Origin of the sequence: Microbacterium sp. ZW T2_14 (genome assembly GCF_044987405.1) — a bacterium.
Taxonomy (GTDB): domain Bacteria; phylum Actinomycetota; class Actinomycetes; order Actinomycetales; family Microbacteriaceae; genus Microbacterium.
In genome coordinates, this window is sequence record NZ_JBJDRK010000001.1 from 1 (window position 1) to 25,383 (window position 25,383).

At 69.5% G+C, this 25,383-nt stretch carries 19 protein-coding genes; 4 read left to right on the forward strand and 15 right to left on the reverse strand.

Going from position 1 to position 25,383, the window contains the following annotated elements; genetic code table 11:
- Nucleotides 1–70 precede the first annotated feature (70 nt).
- From ACI3KY_RS00005 to ACI3KY_RS00025, 5 genes are all read right to left on the reverse strand, one after another.
- Entirely contained in the window at nucleotides 71–874 is an 804-nt protein-coding gene (locus tag ACI3KY_RS00005) for an SDR family NAD(P)-dependent oxidoreductase (RefSeq protein ID WP_404928139.1), read from the reverse strand.
- Between the two features lie 109 nt (nucleotides 875–983).
- Nucleotides 984–1,901 carry a carbohydrate ABC transporter permease gene (locus ACI3KY_RS00010; protein ID WP_404928141.1) on the reverse strand — a complete coding sequence of 306 codons (918 nt, stop codon included), beginning with the start codon at nucleotides 1,899–1,901 and terminating at the stop codon, nucleotides 984–986.
- Nucleotides 1,898–2,830, reverse strand: coding sequence for a carbohydrate ABC transporter permease (locus ACI3KY_RS00015; RefSeq protein WP_404928142.1), 933 nt, complete (start codon nucleotides 2,828–2,830; stop codon nucleotides 1,898–1,900). The genes ACI3KY_RS00010 and ACI3KY_RS00015 overlap by 4 nt, the downstream gene beginning before the upstream one ends.
- Nucleotides 2,827–4,119: an ABC transporter substrate-binding protein gene (locus ACI3KY_RS00020; RefSeq protein ID WP_404928143.1), complete on the reverse strand. Its 1,293-nt coding sequence runs from the start codon at nucleotides 4,117–4,119 to the stop codon at nucleotides 2,827–2,829. Before ACI3KY_RS00020 ends, ACI3KY_RS00015 begins: the two co-directional genes overlap by 4 nt.
- 197 nt (nucleotides 4,120–4,316) lie before the next feature.
- Nucleotides 4,317–6,464 (reverse strand): hypothetical protein, encoded by a 2,148-nt coding sequence (locus ACI3KY_RS00025; RefSeq protein WP_404928144.1) that lies wholly within the window; start codon nucleotides 6,462–6,464, stop codon nucleotides 4,317–4,319.
- Between the two features lie 105 nt (nucleotides 6,465–6,569).
- Here ACI3KY_RS00025 and ACI3KY_RS00030 point away from each other — a divergent pair, with 105 nt between their 5' ends.
- Both ACI3KY_RS00030 and ACI3KY_RS00035 read left to right on the forward strand, forming a co-directional pair.
- Nucleotides 6,570–7,157, forward strand: a complete 588-nt coding sequence (locus ACI3KY_RS00030) for a TetR/AcrR family transcriptional regulator (protein WP_404928145.1) — start codon at nucleotides 6,570–6,572, stop codon at nucleotides 7,155–7,157.
- A 109-nt stretch (nucleotides 7,158–7,266) separates the two neighbouring features.
- On the forward strand, nucleotides 7,267–8,862 hold the full coding sequence (locus ACI3KY_RS00035; protein ID WP_404928146.1) for a DUF5597 domain-containing protein: 1,596 nt from the start codon (nucleotides 7,267–7,269) through the stop codon (nucleotides 8,860–8,862).
- Between the two features lie 2 nt (nucleotides 8,863–8,864).
- On the opposite strand, the gene ACI3KY_RS00040 is transcribed toward ACI3KY_RS00035, so the two are convergent.
- Nucleotides 8,865–9,767 carry an SDR family NAD(P)-dependent oxidoreductase gene (locus tag ACI3KY_RS00040; RefSeq protein ID WP_404928147.1) on the reverse strand — a complete coding sequence of 301 codons (903 nt, stop codon included), beginning with the start codon at nucleotides 9,765–9,767 and terminating at the stop codon, nucleotides 8,865–8,867.
- Between the two features lie 84 nt (nucleotides 9,768–9,851).
- Between ACI3KY_RS00040 and ACI3KY_RS00045 the strand changes: the two genes are divergently transcribed.
- Complete coding sequence (locus ACI3KY_RS00045; protein WP_404928148.1) at nucleotides 9,852–10,319, forward strand: MarR family winged helix-turn-helix transcriptional regulator; 468 nt, start codon at nucleotides 9,852–9,854, stop codon at nucleotides 10,317–10,319.
- Between the two features lie 9 nt (nucleotides 10,320–10,328).
- Here ACI3KY_RS00045 and ACI3KY_RS00050 read toward each other — a convergent pair whose 3' ends face one another.
- The 9 genes from ACI3KY_RS00050 to ACI3KY_RS00090 all read right to left on the reverse strand — a co-directional run bounded on the left by ACI3KY_RS00050 (nucleotide 10,329) and on the right by ACI3KY_RS00090 (nucleotide 22,173).
- Nucleotides 10,329–10,823, reverse strand: coding sequence for a DUF1990 family protein (locus ACI3KY_RS00050; RefSeq protein WP_404928150.1), 495 nt, complete (start codon nucleotides 10,821–10,823; stop codon nucleotides 10,329–10,331).
- A 14-nt stretch (nucleotides 10,824–10,837) separates the two neighbouring features.
- On the reverse strand, nucleotides 10,838–11,833 hold the full coding sequence (locus ACI3KY_RS00055) for a LacI family DNA-binding transcriptional regulator (RefSeq protein WP_404928152.1): 996 nt from the start codon (nucleotides 11,831–11,833) through the stop codon (nucleotides 10,838–10,840).
- 9 nt (nucleotides 11,834–11,842) lie between these two features.
- Nucleotides 11,843–12,856 (reverse strand): acetylxylan esterase, encoded by a 1,014-nt coding sequence (locus ACI3KY_RS00060; RefSeq protein WP_404928153.1) that lies wholly within the window; start codon nucleotides 12,854–12,856, stop codon nucleotides 11,843–11,845.
- Complete coding sequence (locus ACI3KY_RS00065; RefSeq protein ID WP_404928155.1) at nucleotides 12,853–14,247, reverse strand: Gfo/Idh/MocA family protein; 1,395 nt, start codon at nucleotides 14,245–14,247, stop codon at nucleotides 12,853–12,855. The genes ACI3KY_RS00060 and ACI3KY_RS00065 overlap by 4 nt, the downstream gene beginning before the upstream one ends.
- Nucleotides 14,244–17,981, reverse strand: coding sequence for a hypothetical protein (locus ACI3KY_RS00070; RefSeq protein WP_404928156.1), 3,738 nt, complete (start codon nucleotides 17,979–17,981; stop codon nucleotides 14,244–14,246). The genes ACI3KY_RS00065 and ACI3KY_RS00070 overlap by 4 nt, the downstream gene beginning before the upstream one ends.
- Nucleotides 17,982–18,011: 30 nt before the next feature.
- Entirely contained in the window at nucleotides 18,012–18,950 is a 939-nt protein-coding gene (locus tag ACI3KY_RS00075; protein WP_252787473.1) for a carbohydrate ABC transporter permease, read from the reverse strand.
- A complete protein-coding gene (locus ACI3KY_RS00080; protein WP_404928157.1) occupies nucleotides 18,947–19,930 on the reverse strand; it encodes a carbohydrate ABC transporter permease in 984 nt (327 codons plus the stop codon). Before ACI3KY_RS00080 ends, ACI3KY_RS00075 begins: the two co-directional genes overlap by 4 nt.
- Nucleotides 19,931–20,003: 73 nt before the next feature.
- Nucleotides 20,004–21,410, reverse strand: coding sequence for an ABC transporter substrate-binding protein (locus ACI3KY_RS00085; protein WP_404928158.1), 1,407 nt, complete (start codon nucleotides 21,408–21,410; stop codon nucleotides 20,004–20,006).
- Nucleotides 21,411–21,522: 112 nt separating this feature from the next.
- On the reverse strand, nucleotides 21,523–22,173 hold the full coding sequence (locus ACI3KY_RS00090; RefSeq protein WP_404928159.1) for a prolyl oligopeptidase family serine peptidase: 651 nt from the start codon (nucleotides 22,171–22,173) through the stop codon (nucleotides 21,523–21,525).
- Nucleotides 22,174–22,275: 102 nt separating this feature from the next.
- Here ACI3KY_RS00090 and ACI3KY_RS00095 point away from each other — a divergent pair, with 102 nt between their 5' ends.
- Complete coding sequence (locus ACI3KY_RS00095; protein ID WP_404928160.1) at nucleotides 22,276–25,353, forward strand: alpha-mannosidase; 3,078 nt, start codon at nucleotides 22,276–22,278, stop codon at nucleotides 25,351–25,353.
- Nucleotides 25,354–25,383 lie beyond the last annotated feature (30 nt).

A 25,383-nucleotide genomic window follows, 5' to 3' on the forward strand; every position in this document is an offset into this window, starting at 1 on the left:
CCCACCCACCCGGAGAAGCGGACGTCCTGGTACCGATACGAGAGATCGAGCGGATTGCTCCAGACGCGTGTCATCCGAGCAGCCCCGCCATCTGCTTGGCGATGACCGTCGTCGCCAGTTTCGGGTTCAGTCGAGCGAGCTTGTCCATGCCGGCGGCGTCGGAGCCGATCGTCGCCCGGAACTTCCCCGTGCGGATCGCGTCGACGATCACCTGCGCCGCCTTCTGCGGCGTCGACGTCTTGTAGGCCGAGTTCTGCGCGGATGCCCCTTCCGCCGCCAGCGTGACGCCCGAGTTCGCGGCGATCCCCGTCGCGATGGCTCCGGGGAAGACGACCGTCACGGCGACGTTGGAGTCGAGCAGCTCGGCGTAGAGGGCTTCGGTGAGCAGCTTCACCGCAGCCTTGGATGCGCCGTACACGGCCTGACCGGGCACCGCGGCGTAGGAGCCCATGCTGGCGATGTTCACGAGCGACGCCTGGGGCCGCGAGAGGAGAACCGGCAGGAACGCCTTGCACATGTTCATGACGCCCCAGAAGTTGACGTTCATGACCTTCTCGATCTCGCTGAACGGCAGGTCGACGACTTTGACGAACTTCTGGATGACGCCGGCCACATTGACGACGCCGTCCACGGCGCCGTGCGCCGACTGGACGGCAGCAGGAAGCGCCTCGACGGCCTCCCGGTCGGTGATGTTCACGACGTGCGCCGAGAAGCGCGGACCGGCCGCCGCCAGGGCGGCGGTCTCCTCCAGCCCCTTCTCGCTCAGGTCGACGCCGGCGACCGAAGCACCCCCGGCGAGGAGGCGCAGCGTCACCTCGCGGGCGATGCCGTTTCCCGCGCCGGTGACGACGAAGACCTTCTTGTCGATGTCCATCTGGATCCTTCTGTCGAGTGAGTGGTGCGACGTCGACGGCTGAGTCGGCGCGGGCACGTTGGCAACCGATTGCATCCTACATCGCGGTCAGCTGCTCGTACGGCGCCGTTTACTTGATGGCGCCCGCACCGATGCCCTTGACGATGTGTCGTTGGGCCAGAAGGTAGAACACGACGACCGGCACGATCGAGATCGCGGTGGCGGCGAGCAGCACCTGCTGCTGGGGCGTCTCAGCCGACGTGAACGCGGTCAGGCCGCGCTGGATCGGCATGAGCTCGTTGTCGTCGAACAGCACGAGAGCCATGAGGTACTCGTTCCACGCACCGAGTCCCTGGATCACCGCGACAGCGGCGAGACCCGGCCGGGCCAGAGGAAGGATGACGCTCCAGAAGATGCGGAGCGGCCCCGCACCGTCCAGCGCGGCAGCCTCTTCGAGGTCGCGCGGCTGGCTGACGAAGAAGCTCCGCATGATCAGCGTCGACATCGGAACGCCGGAGGTGATCAGGATCAGCACGTAGCCGACCGGGCTGTTGGTCAGGCCGAGCGAGATGAGCAGCTTGTACTGCGCGAGGAACATCGCGGGTGCCGGGATGATCATGACCGCGAGGATGACGAAGGTGAAGACGCCCTTTCCGGCGAACTCGAGCCGCGCCAGCGCGTAGCCGGCAAGGCTCGACACCAGGAGGATGCCGAGCACGGCCGCCCCGGTGTAGATCACGCTGTTGCGCAGGTACGTGCCGAGGTCGCCCTGCACCCAGGCGGTGACGTAATTGCCCCACTGCGGGTCGCTCGGCAGGAAGCTCTGGTTCGTCAGCAGCTCGGTGAGCGACTGGAGGGACCCTGACAGCATCCACAGAAGCGGGAACAAGGCCGTCAGCGCGGCGATCGCGAGCAGTCCGTACAGGCCGATGGTGTGGAGGGGGACGCGGCGACGACGACGGATCGCCTTCTCGGAGGCGGTCGTGCCGCCGGGGGACGGCGCTGCCGTCGGCGCGCCCGTGTCGGGCTTGTCGTTGGTGAGGGTCATGCGCGGGACCTCCGTCCCGTGATCGCGAGCTGGATCAGCGACAGCAGCACGAGCGCGCCGCCGAAGATGACCGACATCGCGGCGGCGCTGCCGTAGCGCCAGTTGACGAACGCTTCGTTGTAGATCGCGAGGGTCGGCACCATCGTGTGATAGCCCGGACCGCCGTTGGTGAGCACCTGCACGGTTCCGAAGATCTGCAGGGCCGCCAGCAGTGTGAGCAGACTGACGATCGACGTCACCGGCGCCAGCTGCGGCCAGGTCACGTACCGGAGCTTCGTCCACCGGTTCGCTCCGTCCAGCTCCGCCGCCTCGTAGAGCTCCTTCGGCACGTCCTGGAGCCCCGCGAGGAACAGCAGGAACGCGAACCCCCAGTGGTACCAGACGAACACCGCGGCGACGGAGATGAGGGCGAATGCCGGATCACCCAGCCAGTTCTGGGCCCACGAACCGAGACCGACGAGTTCGAGCAGCCGGTTCAGCACGCCCGAGCCGGGCGCCAGGATGAAGCCGAACAGGAGGCCGACGACGACCACGGACAGCACGCCCGGTAGGTAGAACACCGTGCGGAAGAAGGTCGTGCCGCGGGTGATCGAATTGACGGCGAGCGCGAGGCACAGCGCCAGCCCGTTGCCCACGAAGAAGCCGATGACGCCGAAGAGCAGGACGTTCCGCATCGACGTCCAGAAGATCGGGTCGCTCATGACGAACTCGTAGTTCGCCAGTCCGACCCACGGCGTATCGGGGCTGACCCCGTCCCACGACTGGAAGCTGAGCAGGATCGCCTGTGCGAACGGCGTGATGGTGAACACGCCGATCAGGGCGATGGCCGGTGCCAGGAACGTCCAGCCGAGGAGGTTGCGGCGGATGCCGCGCCGCCCGTGCGGCGTCCGGAGGGGACGCCGCACGGACAGCGTGAACTGTGAGGTCACGACGATCGATCCTGAGCCGCCTGGATGGTGGCCAGTGCGTCATCCACCGTCGTCTCACCGAGCACGAGGCGCTGGGCCTCGGCGACGATGGCGCTGCGGACATCGGTGGTGAAAGTCGTGGACATGACCTGCAGCGACGCGACGCCCTCGGCGAAGCCGCCGAGCTGCTCGGGCACATCACCGCTGGCGAGCAGCTCGGGGTTGGTCGGGAGGATCAGGCCGACCTCGGCGAACACCTGCTGCTGCGCGGGTTCGGTGAGCCACTTGACGAAGTCCAGCGCTGCCTCGGGGTGCTCCCCCTTGGGGTTGATGACGGCGCCCTTTCCGGGGACTCCGGGCGAGCGAGGCTCGAGCGGTGCGTCGTCGGCGCCGAGGATGCCGATCGAGAAGTAGTCCGTGAACTCGGGATTGGTCCGGAAGCCGACCGACACACCCGGCGACGCGTCGAAGATCGATCCCAGCGTCTGCGTGAAGAAGGCCGTCTCGACGCTGGGGTTGTCGTCCTGACCACCAGGAAGAGCGCCGTTGGCGATGACGCCGGCCTCCTTCAGGTCCACCAGGAATTGGAAGGCGTTGTGCCACCCCTCGCTCTCCCAGCTCTCCTCACCGTTGAAGGTCGCCTCGATCTCCTCGTCCGTCAGCCAGTTCGAGGCGAGCGCCTGGACGAGCATCGGCGTCAGTGACGCCGCGATCGAGAAACTGCCGTCGTCCTCGTTGGCGTCGATGAACTCCTCCATCGTCGCCGGCGCGTCGTCGGCGGTCATGTCGGTCAGCGCAGGGTTGACCATCATGCCGTAGGTCTGCGTCTCCCAGTGCACGCTGTAGATGCCCGCAGGAACGCCGAGGTTGTTGCCGTCCTGGAACGTCGACATCTCGATCACCTCGGGGCTGAAGTCGTCGCTCCAGCCGGCCTCGAGTTCATCTGTCAGATCCATGGCCCAACCCGCCTTGTAGAACGGGGCCATATCGGTGGCGGCGAACGAGGAGTAGATGTCGGGCATGTCACCTGACTGTGCCCGCGCCTGCAGCTTCGGCAGATAGTCCGCAGGGCCGGGAGAGTCGATGGTGACCTTGACCCCGGTCTCGTCGGTGTACTGCTCGGCCAGCTGCGTGAGCGCCGCTTCCTGACCACGCGACTGGTTGAGGAAGGTCAGTTCGATGTCCTCCTCTCCCGCTGTGGGGTCGTCCGCCGGTGCGGCAGGAGCGCACCCGGTGATCGCGAGCGCCGCCACTATCGACAGCGTTCCGGCGAGAAGTGCGCCGCGACGTCGGGTCCTGAGTCTGTTCATGGGATCGGTCCTCATCTTTGAAAGCCATGGAGAACGCGAGCCTGGTCCTCCGAGACAGAGTCGGTGGCCATGGGGCGTCTCCGCTGTGCGGTTGCGTGTCGTTGCGATCACGCGGTGCGGCCCGACCACTCCGTTGTCGGTGACAGGGCTGTCAATCGGTTGCCACACGCTCATTGTCCATCAGCTCCGAGCTAAAATCAATAGGTCACTATCGAATTGGCGAATCGTCGCCAGATCTCCAGACCCTCGGCCTCGATGCTCCAGCCATCCGGCAGCCGCTGCCCGCTCTGCACCGCTTGCGCCACATGGGCGGCGGCGGCCAGAAGGCCGCCGTTCGCGGGAAGGTAGATGGTGAGAAAACCCGGCATCTGCGGGTTGTGGCCGTTGCTCAGGAAGACGTTCTTGGGCGACGGGTGCAGCAGCGCATCCAGCGCGCCGGAGAGATCACCGAGTCGCGCAGCGGTCATCGCCATCACGGCGTAGTCCCAGCCCCAGCTCGATTGCAGGTCCCAGTCGTTCCATACCCCGTCGAGCGTTCTGCGCATGATCGCCAGGTCGATGAGGTCGGTGTCGGGCAGCCACCCCGCCGCCATGAGCGTCGACGGGTGGTCTGTGCGGATCAGATAGGGGGTCGTCGCGATGGCGGCGTAGGTGCCGTCGGCGAGCACATGCGGGGGATGCATGTCCTCGGCGATCCGGTGCCAGTCGGACCGCGGCAGCAGCCCCAGTCGCCCGCGCCACTCATTGGCTCGGCGAAGCGCCCACGACCAGTACGCGAGCTCGAAAGTGGGGTTCTCGGTGCGTGCGCGGTCGGCCAGGTAGCTCTCCTGTGCCGGGATGAGCGGGGCGGGCAGCACGAACCGGCCGTCGCGCTCCTCCACGAAGTCGGCCATGAAGTCGGCGGTCGCCTCGATGAGCGGGTAGTGCCTCTGCAGGAACTCGTCATCGCGCCCTTCCGCTCGCAGCAGTTCGAGGAGGTAGATGAGGTGCGGCTGCTGCCAGACGATGAAGACGCCGATGTTGCTCGGCGACTCACGGGCTGACGGATCCGTCTGCTTCGGCCAGCGCGCACCGCGGTAACCCTGGTGCGCCGCGGTCTCGCGGGCTCGTTCGAGGGCACCGTGATACCAGCCGAGGCTGCGTTCGAGCAGATGACCGCGCCCCCAGAGCGCGAACTGCGCCGCGTGCCACCAGTGCATCTCCAGGTGGAACTTGCCCGTCCAGGTGTTGTAGGTGAGACCCGATTCCGCGGGCGGCGTCGATCCCGCGCAGTTGACCGCAAGCAGGTACTGCGACAGGACGATGCGGCGCTCGAGCTCCTGCGCTCGCTCATCCGAGCTGCCCTCGAAGCTGATGGCGCCGCCCTCGCACCAGTGGCGCCGCCACCAGCGTTCCGCGCGCTCGCACACCTCTTCGAAGGAGGCTGCCGCCGGCAGCCGTGACCTGTCGGGAGCCAGCGCGACGACCACCTCGAGCCGGGAGCGGTCGCGCGCCGTCGCGACGAGACGATCGGCGCCCTCTGCGAGCGAGCCCGTCGCCTCGATGCGGACGACGTAGCGGGTCGACTCGACGACACGATCGGCGATGCCGCGCCGCGGTCCGTCGGCCGTCCAGGTCATCCCGCTCTCGAGCGGCAGTTCGAACGGCGCCAAGTCGTCCGGCTGCTCATCGAAGACCCATGCGACCCCCCAGCCCCGGGCGAGCAGCGCCGACTCGACGCGGACGGCGAAGGCGTGCGCCGTGGGGTCCGCGAGCGTCGTGACCACCACGCGCTCGCCTTCGAGCGTGTACTCGGCATGCACAGCTGCCGACCACAGATCCAGTTCCGTCCGCACATCGGACACGAGCGACGGATGCCCCAACGACTGTCCGTCGGGATCCACGAGTGCGAGCCGCCCGAGGTGAGCCCTCCGGGGGTTGTAGTGGAACCACGCTCCTGCCTCGAACTCTTCGGCGATGGGGTCGCCGGCTCGCTGAAGGCCCATGCGGTCGAGGTAGGGAACCGGCCCCCGGCTCGTCTCGTAGACGGTCTCAGCCTGCGCCAGGCGGAAGTCGCGCGTTGTCCGCGTGCGGTACCAGCACCAGCTGGACTGCGTCCGCAACGGGATCTGGAAATCATCGCTGTCGAATGGTCGCAGCACCTGCTCGGGGAGCCCCGAGATGCCGTCTGCCACGACCCGTTTCGGGTCGGGGACGATCTCGTGGAAGGCGGGGAACGTCTGCAGGCCGGTGACGTCGACCGACATCGCGATGTCTCCGTTGCCGACCGTCATCACCGCGACCGGATGAGCGGATGTGTACACGGGGTTGTGCCTGCGCACCAGCCGGCGTCGGTCGATGGTCACGGGGCATCCTCGCCTTCATTGACTCAATCCTGAGTCAGCTATTAATTTGGCGATGAGCATAGCATTGCAGGCGCCACCCCTGAAAAGCACGGAGAGCGAGCCAGGATGTCGACGAAGCGCGGGCCCTACGCGAAATCCGACGTTCGTCGGCGCTCTCTGAGTGCGGCCGCGCTGGAGCTGGTCCGGCAGAAGGGGCATCGCAACGTCGCGATCACCGAGATCGCGGAGTTCGCCCACACCAGCGAACCGACCGTGTACTACCACTTCCCCACCAAGGAGAGCCTGCTCATCGCTGCGCTGCGGCAGCACGATGACGACAACATCCACGCACGCGGGCACGAAGAGGGCGCCATCGCCGAGATGGGCAGCCGTGCCGAGATCGGCGTTCAGCGCACCAACTACGGCCGCCTCTACAACGAGCTGGCCGGCGCGGCGGCCGATCCGGAGCATCCGGCCAATGCCTTCTTCCAGGAGCGCTGGGCGCGCTCGATCGGCGTGGTGTCGACCGACATCCGTCGCCTCCAAGACCTCGGCCGCGTCCCCGTGAGCGTCGACGCCGACATGGCCGCACATCTGCTGCTTGCCGCCTGGGAAGGGCTCCAGCTCCAGTGGATGCAGGGGCCGCCGTTCGATATCCGTTCACTCATCGAGGCGCACATCCGCATGCTGCTCGGGCCGAACGCGCTGGACTGAGAACGCGGCGATGGCGTGAATGCACGGTTTGACAACCGATTGCCGTGCCTGTCACCATCGAGGGGACGACGGGGTCCGCTGCGATCCCCCGATGAGGAGTGATGCTGCTGTGACCGACACGACGACGAAGCCGACGGGCCGGCGGGCGCTGCCGACGCTGCGGCGCAACGGGGCCGCCACTCACCTGTTCGTCGACGGCGAGCCGTATCTCGCGCTCGGCGGCGAGCTTCACAACTCCAGCGCCTCGAGTCCCGAATACATGGACCCTGTCTGGGATCACCTTGCCGCGAACGGTGTGGGCACCGTCATCGGCACCGCCAGCTGGCAGCTCGTCGAACCCGACGAGGGCCGCTTCGACTTCACCGCCGTCGACGATCAGATCTCGCAGGCGCAGCAGCGCGGCATCCGTCTCGTCCTCATCTGGTTCGGCGCCTACAAGAACGCCGAGTCGACGTACGCCCCGAGCTGGGTGCGCCGCGACGACGACCGCTTCACCCGCGCCGAGCGCGACGCTGCCAACCTGCTCACGGGCCGCTTCACGCTCGACGCGCCGGTCCTCAGCGTGTTCGACGAGCGGCTTCGGGATGCCGATGCCCGCGCCTTCGCAGAGCTCATGGCCCATATCGCCGAGGTCGACGTCCACGGCACCGTCATCGCGGTGCAGGTCGAGAACGAGGTCGGGCTGCTCGGCGACAGCCGTGACCGCTCGCCGCATGCGGCGGCTGCGTGGGGTGCGGCGGTGCCCGCCGAACTGCTCGACGGGCTGGCCGCCCGCGGCGAGCGCCTGCACCCTCATGTGCGGGCGGTCTGGGAGCGCAACGGCGCGCGCAGGTCCGGAACCTGGGCCGAGGTCTTCGGCACCGATGGCGAGGCCGGCGAGATCTTCATGAGCTGGGGCTTCAGCCGCTATGTCGATGCCGTGGCACGGACCGGCATCGCACGGCATGGCCTGCCGGTGTTCGCGAACGCATGGCTCGGGCCGCAGCCCAACGCCCTCGAGCCCGGCCGGTATCCGAGCGGTGGCCCGGTCGCACGGATGCTCGACGTCTGGCAGATCGGCGCACCCACGCTCGCCTTCCTCTCACCCGACATCTATGTCGACGACTTCGACGGCACGCTCGCCCAGTATGCGATCGACGGCAACCCGATCTATGTGCCCGAGGCGAAGCCGGAGGCTGCACTCGCGTTCATCGCCGTCGGCGCCTACCGGGCGATCGGCTTCAACCCCTTCGGGATCGAGGATCTGCCCGCGGGGCACGAAGTGTTTCGAGCGTACGAGGTCCTCAACGCGCTCTCAGGGGAGATCGTGCGGGCGCAGGCCGAGGATCGCATCCACGGCTTCCGGGTCAGCACCGGCGAGCAGCAGCGCGTCGACATCGGCGGGTTCGAGGTCACGATCAACGGCCCCTTCGACACCCGCGGGATCTTCGGCACCGGCACCGGTTCCAACGCCGAGGACAAGGTCGGCTACGGGCTGGTCCTGCGCACGGGCGAAGACGAATTCCTCGTCACGGCGACGTCGGCGTCCCTCTCGTTCGCGCGCCAGGAGGCGATCGTCGAGATCGATGAGCTGCAGGAGGAGGTGCTCCGCGACGGCGTGTGGGTTCGTCGTCGCACCCTCAACGGCGACGAGCGGCACTTCATGTTCTACGGCGACGACCTTCGGACGGTCCGGATCTCGTTGCTGCGTCGACCGCGTCCCTGAACCTACGCAGCACCCGCGCCGGCGCCGGATGGTTCCGCGCGGGCGGGACGCTCCAGCAGCGCCGTCGTCGCCTCCCACAACTCGCGCTGCATCGCCGGGTCGTCGCCCGGCGCACTCGGCGTGATCCTTTTGCGGCCGCGTGCGGTGACGTACGCGCCGGTCTCCCGGCCGAAATCCGGGGCCGTGGCGAGGTCCACGATCAGACCCGAGCCACGGCGCGGATCGCCGATGCGCAGAGCCCGCAGAAGTCGTTCCAGCGGTGCGGCGAAGCGCAGCTCGCGCCCGAGGCCGGTCACGTTGAAGCCCGGGTCGAGCGCGTTGGCGGTGATGCCCGTGCCGGCGAGCCGCCGGGCGAGCTCCATGGTGAACATGATGTTCATCAGCTTCGTCTTGCCGTAGACGACCGATGATCCCCGCGCGGCGAACGGGGTGGTGTCGGTGAGATCGCCGGGGAGGGCCAAAGTGCCATGCCGACGGGATGCCTCGGAGGCGACGTTGACGATCCGCGCGGAGGTTCCGCGGCGGAGGGCAGGAAGGAGGGCCTCCGTGAGCAGGAACGGCGCGAGGTGGTTGACGGCCACCATCTGCGGAAAGCCGTCCACGGTGACGCGCTGCTCGAACGCGTGCAGCCCGGCGTTGTTGATCAGCACATCGATCCGCTCGTAGCTCTCTCGGATCTCGACGCCGACACGCCTGACGTCGTCCATGCGCGACAGATCGCCAAGGTGGATGCCGACCAGCGCACCCGGCGCAGCGGCCTCGATCTCGCTTCGCGTCTCGGCCGCCTTCTGCTCGTCGCGCGCGGTCAGGGCCAGCCGGAAGCCTCGCCGTGCGAGGGCGATCGCGGCGAGACGGCCCAGGCCGCTCGTTGCGCCGGTGAGGACGACGGTCTGGAACTGGGACATGAGGGCGGTTCTTCCTGTCTTGTGATCGGCGAGAGTCAAAGATAGTTTGCCGATGTCCATCACTGTAGGAGCTATAGTTTGAATATGCAAACGAGTTCCCACACGCCTTCCGACGAGAGGGAACGCCTCGAACTCGCGCTCGGAGACCAGGTGAACGCGCTGCTCAGCGCGACGCGCGCCCTCACCGAACGCAGCGCCGCGCGGTTCCACGAGGGTCTTCAGCCGGCCGCCTTCCACATCGCCCGCTGGCTCTATGCGTTCGGCCCCGCCAAGCCCAGCGTCATCGCCGAAGCGATCGGCATGGACCGCAGCTCGACCAGCACCCTGATCGGCCGGATGCGGCGCCTGGATCTCGTCGCGGCCTCCCCCGACCCGGACGACAGGCGCGGGGTGATCGTCGGCCTTACGAAGGCGGGAACGGTCCGTGTCGGGGATGCGCTCGCCGACAGGGGCGACGAGCTCCACGCCCGCACCCGGGACTGGTCGACGGAGGATCTGTCGCAGCTGATCGCGCTGCTCGGGCGCCTGACCGGCGGGCGCGCCACCGCCTAGCGCGATCGATCAGCCCGGTGCGCGCACGCGCAGCGCCCGGAAGTAACGCCGGCGCGCCACTTGCTGCGCCACCAGCAGCACGGGGTAGGCGGCCCGCCATCCCCACTCCCTGCCGGCGCGGGTGAGGGAGCGGATGGTCAGGATCACCGCATCGCCGTCACGGTGGACGATGAACGCCTCCTCGCCGCTCACGGGGTGGCCGGGCAGCGTCCGGTAGGCGAAGCCGACGCGGTCGCTCCTCTCGACCACCTCGACGACCTCGACGGGCTCCCGGACGGCCAGGCCGAACGGGTGCGCCATGATGATCGGCCGGTCTCCCTCGGTGACCCTCTCGTCCGGCGTCACCGTGAACCCGCTGCGGGTCTTGATCCCCCACTGCAGCACCTCGCGGCTCGCCCAACGCCAGACCTCGTCGCCGCGGCCCAGCTGCGCCGACTTCTCCCAGCGACGGAACCCGGCGGTCGGAGAGCGCCAGTGCTGATCCGCAGGCCTGGTCAGCGACATCCCGCTTTGCCCTCCTAGGTCGATGGCCCCAGGACGAGCCGGGGCTCGACGAAGCGTTCGCCACCCGTCGATGCCGGCTCGATGACGTTGTCGGCTGCCACCCGGCCGACCCCGGTCAGGTCGAGATCGATCGTCGTCAGGCGCCGCAGATTCTGATCGAGGATGACCTCCTCCCAGTTGTCGACGCCGACCACGGCGACGTCGCCGGGCACATCCAGTCCGGCGGCCTCCAGCGCGTCGAGCACCCCGAAGCCGATGTGGTCGTTGCCGCAGAAGACGGCGTCGAAGTCCGTGCCCGCCTCCCGCAGGGCACCGACGGCCTGCTCGCCCCACTCCCGGCGCCAACTGCCGTAGAGGGTCGGAAGCAGCGGCAGGCCCGCTTCGGTGAGCGCACGGCGGAAGCCGGTCTCACGACGGCGGACGGCGAGGTCGTCGGCGTCCGCCGTGACTTGGGCGATGCGCGTGCGCCCGAGAGAGAGCAGGTGCTGTGCGGCCAGGTACCCGGCCTGCTCGTTGTCGGGCGCGAACACGGAGTCGTCCGGGTTGTCGGATGCCGCGAACGCGTAGGTCACGGGAACCTCGAACTGATGCGTGATGGACGGCGTGACCCGCCCGAAACCCGCGCCGACGACGAGGAGCCCGTCGATGCGCCGGTCGCGGAGGGTGCGGATGCTCTCGGTCATCTCGTGGTGCGCGTTGATACGGCCGTCGAAGACGAGCGCGGCGCGCTCCCGGCGACCGAGCTCGAGGATCGCGCCCATGACGACGGCGCGCGAGAAGGTCGCCGTCGCCCGATGCGTCAGGAGGCCCACCGTGCGGCTGCGGCCGGACGCGAACGAGAGGGCGAGCGCGTTCGGCCGGAAGTCGAGCCGCTCGGCCGCCTCTCTCACGCGGGCCTTCGTCGCCGCGGACACGACAGGACTGTCGTTGAGCGCCTTGGACGCCGTCGCCTTCGACACGCCCGCCACCGCAGCGACGTCGCTCAAGCGCACAGCGCGTTGCGTGACCATCTCGTGATCCTACTGACCGGAGCCCGCGAGCACGGGGACGCGGAACGCCCGGTCGGAGCGACCCTCGACTGCCAGCTGTTCCTCGAGGAAGCCCACCTGCCGCGGCCAGTGGGCCGCCCCGCCGCCCTCGTGCTCGTTGAACTCGAACGTCGCGATCTCTTTCACGGATGCCGCGTGCCGGTTGTACGCCGCGAACACCGTCGAGGGCGGGCACACCGGGTCCTGCAGACCAACCGAGAAGAGCGCCGGTGCGATCGCGCGCTGGGCGAAGTTGACGCCGTCGAAGTACGACAGCGTGTGGAACACCGCGTCGGCGCGGTCGCGATGGATCGCGAGATAGCGAACGACTTCCTGGTACGGCTCGCGTCCGGTCATCCCGATGGCGCGACGGAAGTGGCAGAGGAACGGGTAGTCCACGATCGCGGCCACCAGATCGTCGCGCAGTCCCGCGACGGCGAGCGCGACGCCGCCGCCCTGACTTCCGCCGGCGACCGCGACGGCGGAAGGGTCGATGCCCGCGAGGCCACGCACTGCATCCACGCACCGGACGCCGTCGGTGAACACTCGGCGGTAGTAGTACGTCGCGGGGTTGGGGATGCCGCGCGTCAGGAACCCCGGCACACTGGGCTCCGAACCATGCGGGTCGGCGGTGTCGGCCGCCGGCTGTCCGCGCGTGTCCATGACGATGTGGGCGAAACCGGCGGCTGCCCAGGTGAGCCGCTGCTGCGGCATCCCTCGCCCGCCGCCGTATCCGAGGAACTCGACCACCGCCGGGAGGTCGGCGCTCGCTCCCGCGGGGCGGAGGTACCACGCCCGCACAGGATCCCCCGCGAATCCGGGGAAGACCAGCTCGCGCGCTTCGACGGCGCGCAGCGGCACGTCCGCGTCTGCGAGTGTGACGGGGCCGCCCGCCGCCCGCGACTCTCCGAGGGTCTCGGCCCAGAAACGGTCGAAGTCGTCGGGTTCGGCGACCTCCGGAGCGAAGCGCCGGAGCTCCTCGAGCGGAAGGTCGAACCACGTCATCGGGATGCCGCCGTGGCAGCGACGCTGTCGCGCGCTTCGGCAGTGTCGAAAACCGTCGCCGCGGCACCGAACGGGAGGTCGTGGATGAGCACCGGTGCCCCGCCGGCGAGAGAGTCGTTGCCGGCCACGCCGACGGCCATCGCCCGGACGCCGTCCAGCCAGGTCGCGGCCTGGCCCAGAGGATCGGCATCCGCCCCGATGAGCAGGTCGCGCAGCAGCGCGTCGTCGGCTCCGCCGTGTCCGCCGGCAACATGCGGGATGGCCACCTCGCGCGCTGCCTCGAAGTGCCGCTGCACCGTGAGCCGGTCGCCGACCGGACGGCCGGTCTCATCGGCGACGGACTCGGGGCGCGCGCTCGGGTCGACGACGTGCTGCCGCCCGGTTCCATCGAGCAGGATGGCACCGCGCTCGACCACCGCCAGCTCTGCGCGCCCCTCGGTGCCGTTGACGGCGACGGTGTACCCCTCCCACGGGGAGTGGGCGTTGAGCGCGTACGTCATGCTCGCGCCGCGCGCGTAGTCGACGATCAGCGAGAGGTTGTCCTCGATCGTGATGCCCTCGTCGAACACGTCGCGGTCGCGCAGATACCCGTCGTACTGCTCCTGCTCGTAGTACAGCCCGCGCAGCACCTCGTGCTCGCGCAGGTCCAGCGCGAACGGATCCCGCCGGCCGGCATCCACGGAGCCGCGCTCGGGCCTCTCACCCAGCCCGCGTCGCGCCGCGTTCTCGGCGCCGTAGAAGCGGAGCCCGCCGCTGGCGAAGACGCGAACGGGCAGGTCCGCGAGCCACCAGTTCACCAGGTCGAAATGGTGCGATGACTTGTGTACGAGCAGTCCGCCCGAGTTGTGCTTCTGCCGATGCCAGCGACGGAAGTAGTCGGCGCCGTGCGACGTGTCGAGCAGCCATTCGAAGTGCACCGAGGTGACCTCGCCGATGGCTCCGCTCGCGATGATCCCTTTGAGAGCAGCGTTGCGCGGTGAATACCGGTAGTTGAAGGTCACCGTCACCGCGCGTCCGGTCGCCTCGACCGCCTCCGCGATGCGGCGGACGCCGTCCGCATCGGTCGTCAGCGGCTTCTCGACCACCACGTGGGCACCGCCGTGGAGGGCGGCGACGACCAGGTCGGCGTGGGCGAAGTCGGGTGCGGTGACGATGACCCGCTCGATGCCGAGCCGCTCGACGGAGGCCGACAGCTCCTCCGCATCCATGCGCGCCGGGGCGGGGCGACCCGCCGCCAGGACTCGCTGCTCGTTCCAGTCGAGACGGCCCGGGTTCGGGTCCGCCCACGCGATGAGCGCGGCGCGGTCGGCGTACGGTCCTGTCAGCGCATCGATGTACATCTGTGCGCGGCCTCCGGTGCCGATGATCGCGTAGCGGGTCGGTGCGGTCATTCAAGGTCTCCTTGGTCTGGCTGGGCGCCGGCGCGCGCGCAGTCACGCGCAGGAACCGGCACCTCCACGGTCGTGTACGACGCGGCACGGTCGGGTGCGCGGTAGGGCACATAGGCGGCGACCCGGACGCTGCCGGCGTCCGCTGTCGCCTGCGTGGACCGCAGTTCGATCACCCTGGTCGCGCCCGCGGGCACACCGGATCGCTTCTCGTCGGCGAACGGCGAGGTTGCGCGGATATCCGACGCGAACTCGGCGGTGTTGCGCACCGAGACGAGGTACTGCACCCCCTCGCCGAGGCACGTGGTGCGGACGGATGCCTCGACCGAGGCGTCGTGGCCCGTGACGCGCTCGACGGCGATCGTGTAGGTCGTGCTCGGCCGGCCATCCGCCGAGGCGACCACGGTCGCGGGGCCGGGGGCGTCCGTCGGCTGCGTCACCTCGACACCGATGCCGGCGTCTGCGGTCGCGGTGACGATGGGCAGCGGGCCGCCGGCGAGCGCGGGCACGGTGTAGTCGGTGCGATCGGGCACGAAGCCGGCGAGCGGCTCGCCGTCGACCTCGATGCCGGCCAATCTGGCGGCGACCGGCGCAACCGGGACGACCGGCACGAACAGCGCCGCGTTCTTGCCGGAGCCGATGCCGCTGCCCCATTCGTAGAACCCTTCGCGGGTGCCGTCGTCGTTGTCGTTGACGAGGATCGAGAACGAGAAGGCGCCGGCGGCGGGATCGACGCCGAGCACGTCCCACGGCACCGTGAGGTCGTACGAGGTGGTCGTGCCGTCCCGGGTGACGGCGGCTGCGGCGTCGACGACGCCGACGGGCGCGGTGTAGCGGTAGACCCCCGGACCATCGGCGCCGAGATATGCGCCGAGCTCGACGCGGGATGCGGGGTCGGCGCCGGGCAGCCCTCGGGCGACGGCGAACTGCAAGGAATCGCCCGCCCAGAGCCGGTCGACCGTCGCCGCGGCCGTGTGGTCCTGATCCTGCACGTCGGCGCGCACGCGCAGTCCTTCGGCGCTCCACGACACGGCGAAGGTGCCGCCGAGATCGTCGGCGGTCGCGACCGGTCCGCTGAGCGGCACGTACCTGCCGCGGTCCCGCCAGTCCACCAGGGTCGCGTCCGACGGTGCCGCTGCGATCGGTGCCAGTGCCGTCGTCCCCGAGAGCCGGCGCCCCTCAGACCCGGCGGTGGCGCTCACCGTGAAGGGGTACGGCTGCCACGGCGCCAGAGCATCGATATCGAGCTTCACGTCGGCCGTCTCGCCGCCGTCGACCTGCACCGCCGGCTGCGTGCCCGATGCCGGCCCGACGGTCCACGCGATGTCGTCGACTCCCGTCGTCGGCGCTCCGGCGAGATTCTGCACGGTCAGCGCGAGACCGACGCCGTCCGCGCCGGCGACCGGTCCGAGCGAGAGCACGGGGTTCTCGACCACGGTCGCGCTGTCGTCGACGAAAGCGATGACCGCGTCGCCGCTGCGCACGGTGTACGCGACGGGGTGGGCGCCGAGCTCGCGCATCGGGGCCAGCGTCAGCGAGCCGGCCACCTCGCCGGAGGTGCCGGTGAGCGTCGCGCCGCTGCCGACCGGCCCGAAGACCGACACGTCGCCCGTGGCGCCGAGGGCCGCGCGATCCACCGTGACGGGCACGCTCGCCGCGCCATCGAGCGGGATCTGGTCCGGCGTGTCCACGGAGACGGCCGCGTCGGCGACGCGGGTCGGCGTCGCGAGTGTGCCGGTCAGGTAGACGGGGTTTGCGCCGACGGTGACCTCGACGCGTCCGTTCGGCTGCGCGCGCCATGATCTGCCGTCGCCTTTGACGAGACGCGCCTCGCTCCCGGTGCTCGCCGCCAGCGTCACCGGCTCGCCGGTCGCCCATATCATCCGCAGCACGTCGCCCGCGGCATCCGTGTACTCCGCCACGATGGCGCCGTCGAGGCGTTGCAGGCCCGAGAGCTCGCGACCGGAGGTCAGGCGGTTGAACACCGCGAGTGCGGGGTAGGCGGGCTTCGGCGTGAGCGCCGTGCCGCCGTCGGTGGGCAGTCGCGAGATGCCGAAGTTGTGCTCCTGCTCGGCAGGATTGGCACCCGAGTCGATCAGCTCGTAGTAGACCACGCGGTCGACGCCCGCGGCTTCGAGGAGCGCGGCCGACCGCACGATGTAGGCGGCCTGCTGCTGCTCGGTGGTGCCGCCGGTGGTCGTCGTCCAGCCGTGCTCGCTGAGCCAGATCGGGATGCCGGAGCCCGGCGCGTACTGCTCGATGAGGGCGCGGAGCGTGGCGACGCCGGCTTCGGTGCGGCCCTCCGGGGCCACCGGGAAGTCGTACGTGTGATAGCTGACGACGTCGAGGTGCTCGAGCGCGCCGAGGGCGAAGAGGTCCTCCATGAAGTCCCACTTGGCGCCGGCGCTGACCGGACCCACGACGCGGGCACCCGGCGCCGCCGTGTGGATGGCCGCGGCGGCCGGCACCAGGAGGTCCATGTAGCAGGCGGCGGTCATGCCGCACGCGCCGTTGTTGAAGGTGTGGTTGAACTCGTTGTAGATCTCGTAGTCGACGTCAGAGCCGTAGTGCTCGGCGGCCGCGGCCGCGTAGTTCGCGAAAGCCGCGATGCCCTCAGGGGAGCTCGGCGTCTTGCCGCCGTCGTACCAGCGGCTGAAGTACGCGAGGATGACCAGCGGCCGTTCGCCGCGGGTCTTCGCGGCGGCGAGCTGCGCGTCGAAGTGCGCGGGGAACTGGTACACGCCCGGCGACGTCTCGATGGTGTCCCAGGACGGGCCCTCGCGGAGAGTTCCGGCACCGAGCGGACCCATCAGGTTGTCGACCTGGTCGACCGAGTACCGGTTCACGTGGACGGCCAGCCCCACCGGATGATCGGCGGATGCCGCTTGCTCGGCATCCTCGACGATCGCCAGCGTCGCGCTGCGCGTGGCAGCGACCGGAGCCGTCACCGACATCGTGACCGAGTAGTAGCCGGCCGGCAGCGCGGCCAGGTCGATGGATGCGGCGCCGTCGGCGACCGCTTCGACGCCGGAGTCGATGCGCTGGCCTGAGGACGCGCGCACGTCCCAGGTCACGCTGCTCGCCAGCGTGGTCACGCCGATGTGCGCCTCGCCGACGCCGTAGACGAGAGCGGTGTCGGTGAAGGCCAGCGTGCCGGGCGGCGGGTCGTGCTCCTCGAACGACGGGTTGATCACGAGGTTGGCCTGGCTCGCCGGTGCGGTCATCCGCACGTCGTCCACCCACACCGTGCCCGCCCCGCGCACCAGCAGGCGCATGACGAACGTCATGCTGCCCAGCGGCTGGGTGTACGTCCACTCGAGCTTCGTCCAACCGCTCGTGCCGGCGGGAAGCTCGACGCGCTGCGAATGGTCGCCGCTGAGGACGAAGTAGGCGGCGCCCGACGAGGAGAGGTTCTCCGTCTTCACCCAGGCGCTCATCGCGTAACTGGTGCCGCCGGTCGCCCGGATGCTCTGCCGGAGGTCGACGTAGCTGTTCGAGTAGGCCGTGGCGTACTCGATCCGTGCCGAGGTTGCTCCGTCGTGGACGACCGCGGTGTCCGCCGACACCACGAAGTCGGGGGTGCCCGACACGGTCGTCGTCCAGCCTTCGAACGAGTCCGACTCGGTGAGGCTCGCCTGCGCGGGCGAGGGGGTGGCGAACAGGATGCCGACGACCATGGCGAACGCCGTCAGCATGGCCGCAGCGGGCGCGACGATGCGCCGGTGCGTGTGAGACATGGAGTGATCCGATCCGGGTGACCGCCGTGGTCACCCCTTGATCGCGCCGGCCTGGCCGGCGCTGCGGAGGAACTGGCGCTGGAACATCAGGAACAGCGCGATGGGGATGATCACCGAGATGAACATGCCCGCCATGAGGAGGCTCGTCGGCGCGGTGTCGCTGACGCGGTAGAGCCCGACCGAGAGCGGCTGCAGATCGGGCGAGGGCAGGACCAACAGCGGCCAGAGGAACTCCTTCCACGAGCCGACGATCGTCAGGAGCGACACCACGCCGATCACCGGGCGCGACATCGGCAGCACGATCGACCAGAACACCCGGAAGACGCCGGCGCCGTCGATCTTCGCCGCCTCGAACACGTCCCTCGGCAGGCGGTCGAAGAAGCGTGCGACGAGCAGCACGTTGAAGGCGCTGGCCGCGGTCGGCAGCCACACGGCCCAGTACGTGTTGACCAGGTTCACGCCGATCAGCGGCACGTCGAGGATGGTGACGTAGAGCGAGATCAGCGACACGACCCCCGGGATGAACAGGGTCGCCAGGACGCCCGCGTTGACGACCTTCGCGTAGCGAGGCTTGAGGATCGAGATGCCGTAGCCGCCCGTGAGGGCGACGAGCAGCCCGAAGAACCAGCATCCTGCCGCCATCCAGACCGTGTTGAGCAGGTATTGGCCGATGCGGATCTGCGACCACGCGTCGGGCAGGTTCTGCCATTGGATGCCGCTCGGCCACCACTCGAACGGGTACTTCAGGATGTCCTGGCTGGTCGAAAGCGCCGCTTTGAAGAGCCACAGCAGCGGCCCGAACGACACGACGATCAGGCAGGCGATGAGGACCACCGCGAGGATCCGGGTCGTGAGGCGCACGGATCGGCGCGACCGATCGAGGGCCGAGACGTTGGTGCGGTCGTCGGCGTCCTTCGCCGCCGCCTTGCTCTTGCCGATCGCGCGGACCGTGGTCGTGACGAAGCTCACGATTCGCTCCATTTCCGCGTCAGCCGGAGGTAGATCGCCGAGACCACGCTGAGCGCCACGGCGAGCATCAGGCTCAGGGCCGTCGCCTTGCCGAAGTCGCCCGACAGGAAGGCGTAGTTGTAGATGAGCATGAGCAGTGTCACCGTCCGGTTCTCGGGTCCGCCCCCGGTCATGACGAACGGGTCGGTGAAGACCTGCATGGTGCCGATGATCTGCAGGAGGAGCATGAGGAGGATGACGCTGCGCAGCTGCGGCAGCGTCACATGCCAGGTGCGCTGGAGGATCGACGCCCCGTCCACCTCGGCGGCGTCGTAGAGCTCTGCCTGGATCGACATGAGCGCGGCGAGGTAGATGATCGTGGCGGTGCCCGCCGTCGCCCAGGTCGCCTGGATCACGATGCTCGGCATCGCGAGCGCCGGGTCCTGCAACCAGCCGATCGGGCCGAGTCCGAACCAGCCGAGCACGGTGTTGAAGAGGCCGGACGACGAGGGGTCGTAGAACTGCTTCCACAGCAGGACGCTGACCACGGGCGGGATGATGACGGGCAGGTAGACCAGCACGCTCGAGATCTGGCGACTGCGGCGCAGCTCCGCCATCACCATCGCCATCAGGATCGGCAGCGGGAAGCCGATGAGGAGCGCCAGGACGGCGAACCAGACGGTGTTGCCCGCGGCCGTCCAGAGCAGCGGGTCGGCCAGCACGCGCTCGAAGTTGCGCAGTCCCACCCAGGCGGGATCGTTGATGAGGTCGGTCTGCTGGAACGCCAGGATGAGGCTCTTCAGGATCGGCCACCACGCGAAGTAGCCGAACGTGAGCAGCAGCGGCAGGAACATGACGAGCGTCGGCACGCCGCCGTTGCGCACCCAGACCAGGAACCGCGCGCGCGGTCCTCGGCGCGGCCGGGGCGCAGGGGGCGGCGGGCTTCCGGCGGCGTCCGCGTCGGCCGGACGGCCGACGAAGGGCGGGGCGGTTGCGGTCACGGTGTGTCTCCCGTCGATGTTCTCGGGCCGGATGCGTCCGGTGGCCGCGGCTGCCCGCGGCCGCCGGAACGGATCATCCGGCGTCGACCAGGTCCTGGACCTGTGTCTGGGCCGAGGTCAGCAGCTCGTCGAAGTCCGCGTCCTCGCGGGTGAGGACGGCCTGCACCACCGGATCGAGCGCCGCGTAGAGCTCCTGCGCCTTCTTGGCGGGCTCAGGCAGGATCGTCGCCGTCGCCAGGCTGTCGAGGTACGCGGTGTAGTTCTCTCGCGGAACATTGATGTACGGCTCGATCCAGCCCAGGTACGTCTGATACTGCTCGTCCGAGACGACCGGCACCTCGGGCAGGCCGACCGGCAGGTCATCCGCGACCTGCGCCTCGGCCCATGTGACGGCAGCCTCTTCGTCGACGTACCGGTTCAGGAAGTAGAACTTCGTCCACTCGAGCGCGGCGCACAGCTGGTCGGGCGTGGCCTTGGGGTTGTACCACTGGATGTTGCCGCCGCCCAGCACGCCCGCGGGGTCGTCGCCGGTCGGGAACGGCGCGAGCCCGAAGTCCTCCTTCGGCATGCCTCGGCCGATGACGAGGCTGTTGTACAGGTTCGCCCCGTTGAGGCTCTGGCCGATGGAGCCGGCGGCGATGTCGTCGCGGATGGCGTTGTTGTCGTAGAGGTAGTTGGCGCCCGCGGCCTCCTCCTCCCAGCGCACGTCGTGCAGGAACTGCAGGCTCGCCTCCATCCCCGGCGTGGCGAGGGTCACGGTCGTGTCGTCGCCGTCGACCTCCTCCACGAGGTCGCCGTTGGAGTACGACATCGAGGTCAGCAGCCAGCCGCCGGTGTTGCCGGTGGTCGGGATGATGAAGCCGGTCTGTCCCGTCTCCTCCGTGATCGTCGCCGCGGCATCCAGCACCTCGTCCCACGTCGCGGGCGGCGCATCGGGATCGAGCCCGGCCTCAGTGAACAGCGCGCGGTCGTAGATCAGGCCCATCGTGTACGCGGCGCGCACGACGCCGTAGGTGCGGCCGTCAGCGTCCTCCGTGACGGCCTTCAGCTGCGGGTTCAGCTGGCTCAGCACGTCGTCGTTCTCCACGTACGCGGTGATGTCGGCCGCCTGGCCGCGCTCGATCAGCGACTGGATGTCGGTGAACGGCACCTGCAGGGTGGTCGGCAGGGTTCCCCCGACGAGAAGGGCCGGGAACGTCGAGACGTCGTACTTCGTCTCCTCGTCGTCGATCGTGATGTTCGGGTGGTCCTCCTCGAACTGCGCGACCGCGTTCTCCCACGCCTCGAGGTTCGCCGTCTGGTCGGACGTCGGGCGCTCGCCCACGGTGATCGTCACATCAGCGTCGGGGTCGCAGGTCACCGCCTCGGCCGACGGTGTCGACGAGGGCGTGCCGCCGCCCGCGCATCCGCTCACGAGCAGTCCCGTGACGGCGATGCCGGTGATGAGTCCGCCCACGCGGACCCAGCGCTGCTGTGTCATTTGCCTCTACTCCTTCGTAGTTCGGGTGTGCACCTGCACAATTCGGCGGGCACGCGGATCTCGATACAAATCTCAACCGGTTTCACAACTCTGGCCGGAAACCGATCTGGTGTCAAGCCGGACTGGGATGCTGGGGCAGCCAGCCCTCGCGAGACAGCCACGCGGCGCACGCCCCGGTCCACGGCACGAGGTCGCCACCGAGGCCACAGCCGTGCCCGCCGAGAGGGTAGAGGTGGAGTTCGTGGGGCGTTCCCGCTCGTTGCAGCGCCGACGACAGCAGGAGCGAGTGCTCGACGGGCACCTTCTGGTCGTCGAAGGAGTGGAAGAGGAAGGATGCCGGCGCCTCAGGGGTCACCAGGCGCTCCAATGAGAGGGCGGCTCGCCGTTCCGGCGTGTCGTCGTCGCCCAGGAGGACCTCCCTCGATCCCTGATGAGAGTGGGTTTCCAGTGACACAACAGGGTAGCCGAGCACCAGCCCGTCGACCCGATGGGACGCGTCGGCCGGCCGAAGCGCTGCTAGCCCGGCGGCATGCCCGCCGGCCGAGAACCCGACGAGCAGCACACGGTCGGCGCCGGCGTCGCGCGACTCGGCGATGCGGGCGCCGATCGCCTCGTGCGCGGCGGGATGCGGCATCCCCACGGGGTACCGCAGGATGTCCGCTTCGATGCCGAGCCCAGCCAGCCAAGCGGCGACGGGCTCGGCCTCGTGCGGAGCATGGCTGCGATAGCTCCCACCGGGGAGAACGAGGGCTATGGTCGTCATGTCACACCTTTGAAACCGGTTGTTACCTCACAGCGTTGCATGTACGCTCGTCGGCGGGCAACTCCGCTGCGGAGACGGACGCCCTCGGAGTGAGGAGCAAAGGTGCACGACGACCGGTCGCACGTGCAGGCACGCCTGCGGAGGTTCACCCGGGAACGGCTCGTGCCGGCGGTGCACCCCGACTTCCAGCCGCTGCGGGTCGAGCACTGGTCCGTCCCCGACGAGCCGGTCCCGTTCGCCGAGGCGGTCGATCACGCGTACGAGGCGACTCCGGCCGGCTGGAGCTGGGGCCGGGCGTGGAGCTCGACGTGGTTCCGGATCTCGGGGCGCCTTCCCGAGGGCTGGAGCCCGCAGCACACCGAGATCGTCTGCGACCTCGGCTTCACGGCCGACCGCCCGGGCTTCCAGGTCGAAGGCCTCGCGTATCGCCCGGACGGCAGCATCGTCAAGGCGGTGTCGCCGCGCAGTCACCACCTGCCGCTCGACGCCGCAGTCGTCGGCGCCGACGCCGACGAGCTCACGCTCTACGTCGAGGCGGCCGCCAATCCCGATCTCGCCGGGGAATGGACCTTCGCGGCGACGCCGCTGGGCGACAAGCAGACGTCGGGCGACGACGCGCGGTACCGCCTCGGTGCCATCGGCCTCGTGCGCCGCGACGAGACGGCGTGGGAGCTGCTGCAGGACATCCAGGTGCTGAGCGGTCTGCTCGGTGAGCTTCCGCAGGACTCCCCGCGGCACCACACGATCGTGCGCGGCCTCGAGCGGATGCTCGACGTCGTCGATCCCGACGACGTCGCGGGCACCGCCGCACTCGCCCGCGAGACCATCGCACCGCTCCTCGCCTCCCCCGCGCACGCGTCCAGCCATCGCATCGTCGCCGTCGGCCACGCCCACATCGACTCGGCATGGCTGTGGCCCACCCGCGAGACGATCCGCAAGGTCGCGCGGACCTTCTCGAACGCGCTGGAGCTGATGCAGCGGCATCCGGAATTCGTCTTCGCGGCCTCCTCCGCACAGCAGTACGCCTGGCTCGAGCAGCACTACCCCGAGCTGTTCGCGCGCGTGCGGGAGCAGGTGGAGGCGGGAAGATTCGTGCCGGTCGGCGGCATGTGGGTCGAGTCCGACACCAACATGCCCGGCGGCGAGTCGATGATCCGGCAGTTCGTCCACGGCAAGCGGTTCTTCCGCGAGCGCCTCGGCGTCGAGACCGAAGAGGTCTGGCTTCCGGACTCCTTCGGCTACTCCGCTGCTCTCCCCCAGATCGTCCGCGGCACCGGCAACCGCTGGTTCCTGACGCAGAAGCTGTCGTGGAGTCAGGTCAATCAGCTGCCCCACCACACGTTCTGGTGGGAGGGGATCGACGGCACGCGCGTGTTCACACACCTGCCGCCGGCCGATACCTACAACTCCGAGCTGACGCCCGCCGAGCTGCTGCACACCGAGCGCAATTTCAAGGACGCCGGCGCCGCGACCACCTCGCTGGTGCCGTTCGGGTTCGGTGACGGCGGCGGCGGACCGACCCGCGAGATGCTGGCCGGGGCCGAGCGGTCGCGCGACCTGGAGGGACTCCCCCGCGTGGAGATCGCCGCACCGCGCCGCTTCTTCACGGATGCCGAGGCCGAGTATCCGGACGCGCCGGTGTGGGCGGGCGAGATGTACCTCGAGCTCCACCGCGGCACCTACACCTCGCAGCTGCGCACCAAGCAGGGCAACCGTCGCAGCGAGCAGCTCCTGCACGAGGTCGAGCTGTGGTCGGCGACGGCCACGGTGCGGACGGGCGCGCCGTACCCGTACGACGAATTGCGACGGGCGTGGGAGAACGTGCTGCTGCTGCAGTTCCACGACATCCTGCCCGGGAGCTCCATCGCGTGGGTCCACCGCGAGGCCGAGCGCGACCACGCACGGATCCGCGGGGACCTCACCGCCCTCATCGAGCGCAGTCTTGCGGCCCTCGTCGGGCCCGGATCGACCGCGCTCCTCGCCAACCCGATGCCACTGCCCGCCTCCGCTTCCGGGACTGCCGGCGGCGTCGAGGCCTTCGCGATCGGCACGCCCCCCGAGACGGCAACCGCCGTGACGTGGGAGCGTCGGCCCGACGGCGGGCTCGTGGTCGACAACGGCGTGCTGCGCGCGGTCTTCGACGCTCGCGGCCTCGTGATCTCGCTCATCGACGCCGGCTCGGGGCGCGAGGCGGTGGCGCCCGGCGGCGCCGCGAACCGGCTGGTGCTGCACCGCGACACCCCCAACGAGTGGGATGCCTGGGACATCGACGACCACTACCGCCGCAATGCCACCCCGCTCGACGCCGATGCGCCCGATTCCCTCGACGCGAGCACCGGCGACGACGGCTCGGTGACGGTCGACGTCGTGCGTTCGTTCGGAGCGTCGCGCGTCACCCAGCAGTTCACGCTGGCGCCGGCTGCGCCCGCGCTCGACCTCGAGCTGGTCATCGACTGGCACGAGAGCCAGAAGCTGCTGAAGCTGTACGTCGACATCGATGTGCACGCCGACGTCACCGCTGCCGAGACGCAGTTCGGCCACGTCCATCGCGTCACGCACGAGAACACCTCGTGGGAGGCCGCGCGCTTCGAGTTCTGCGCCCATCGGTGGGTGCACGTCGGCGAGCCGGGGTACGGCGTCGCTGTGGCCAACGACTCCACCCACGGGCACGACGCCCGGCGGACGCCGCGGGCAGGGGGCGGCCGCACCACGACGCTCGGGATGTCGCTCATCCGGGCGCCCCGCTATCCCGACCCGGTCGCCGACCAGGGCGCACACACCCTGCGGGTCGCGCTGCGGCCGAATGCCGGCATCCGGGATGCCGTCGCCGAGGGCTACCGGCTCAACCGGCCCGTACGACAGATCACCGGCGATCACCCCGCCGGCGCGCTCTTCGACATCCGCAGCGCGACCGTCGTCGCCGAGACGGTCAAGCTCGCCGAGGATGCCTCGGGCGATGTCATCCTCCGGCTCTACGAGTCCGCCGGTGGCCGCGGATCCGTCACGGTGACGGCGCTGTTCGCGATCGCGGGCTGCGAGCGCACCGACCTGCTCGAGCGTCCGACCCACGACCCGTGGGGCGGGGAATCGACAACGCTCGAGCTGCGACCGTTCGAGATCGTGACGCTGCGCTACCGACGGGCGACGGTGGAGGAGGCCGTCGGCGCACCCACCGCCTGACCGCCGAGGGCGACGAACTACGATGACGCC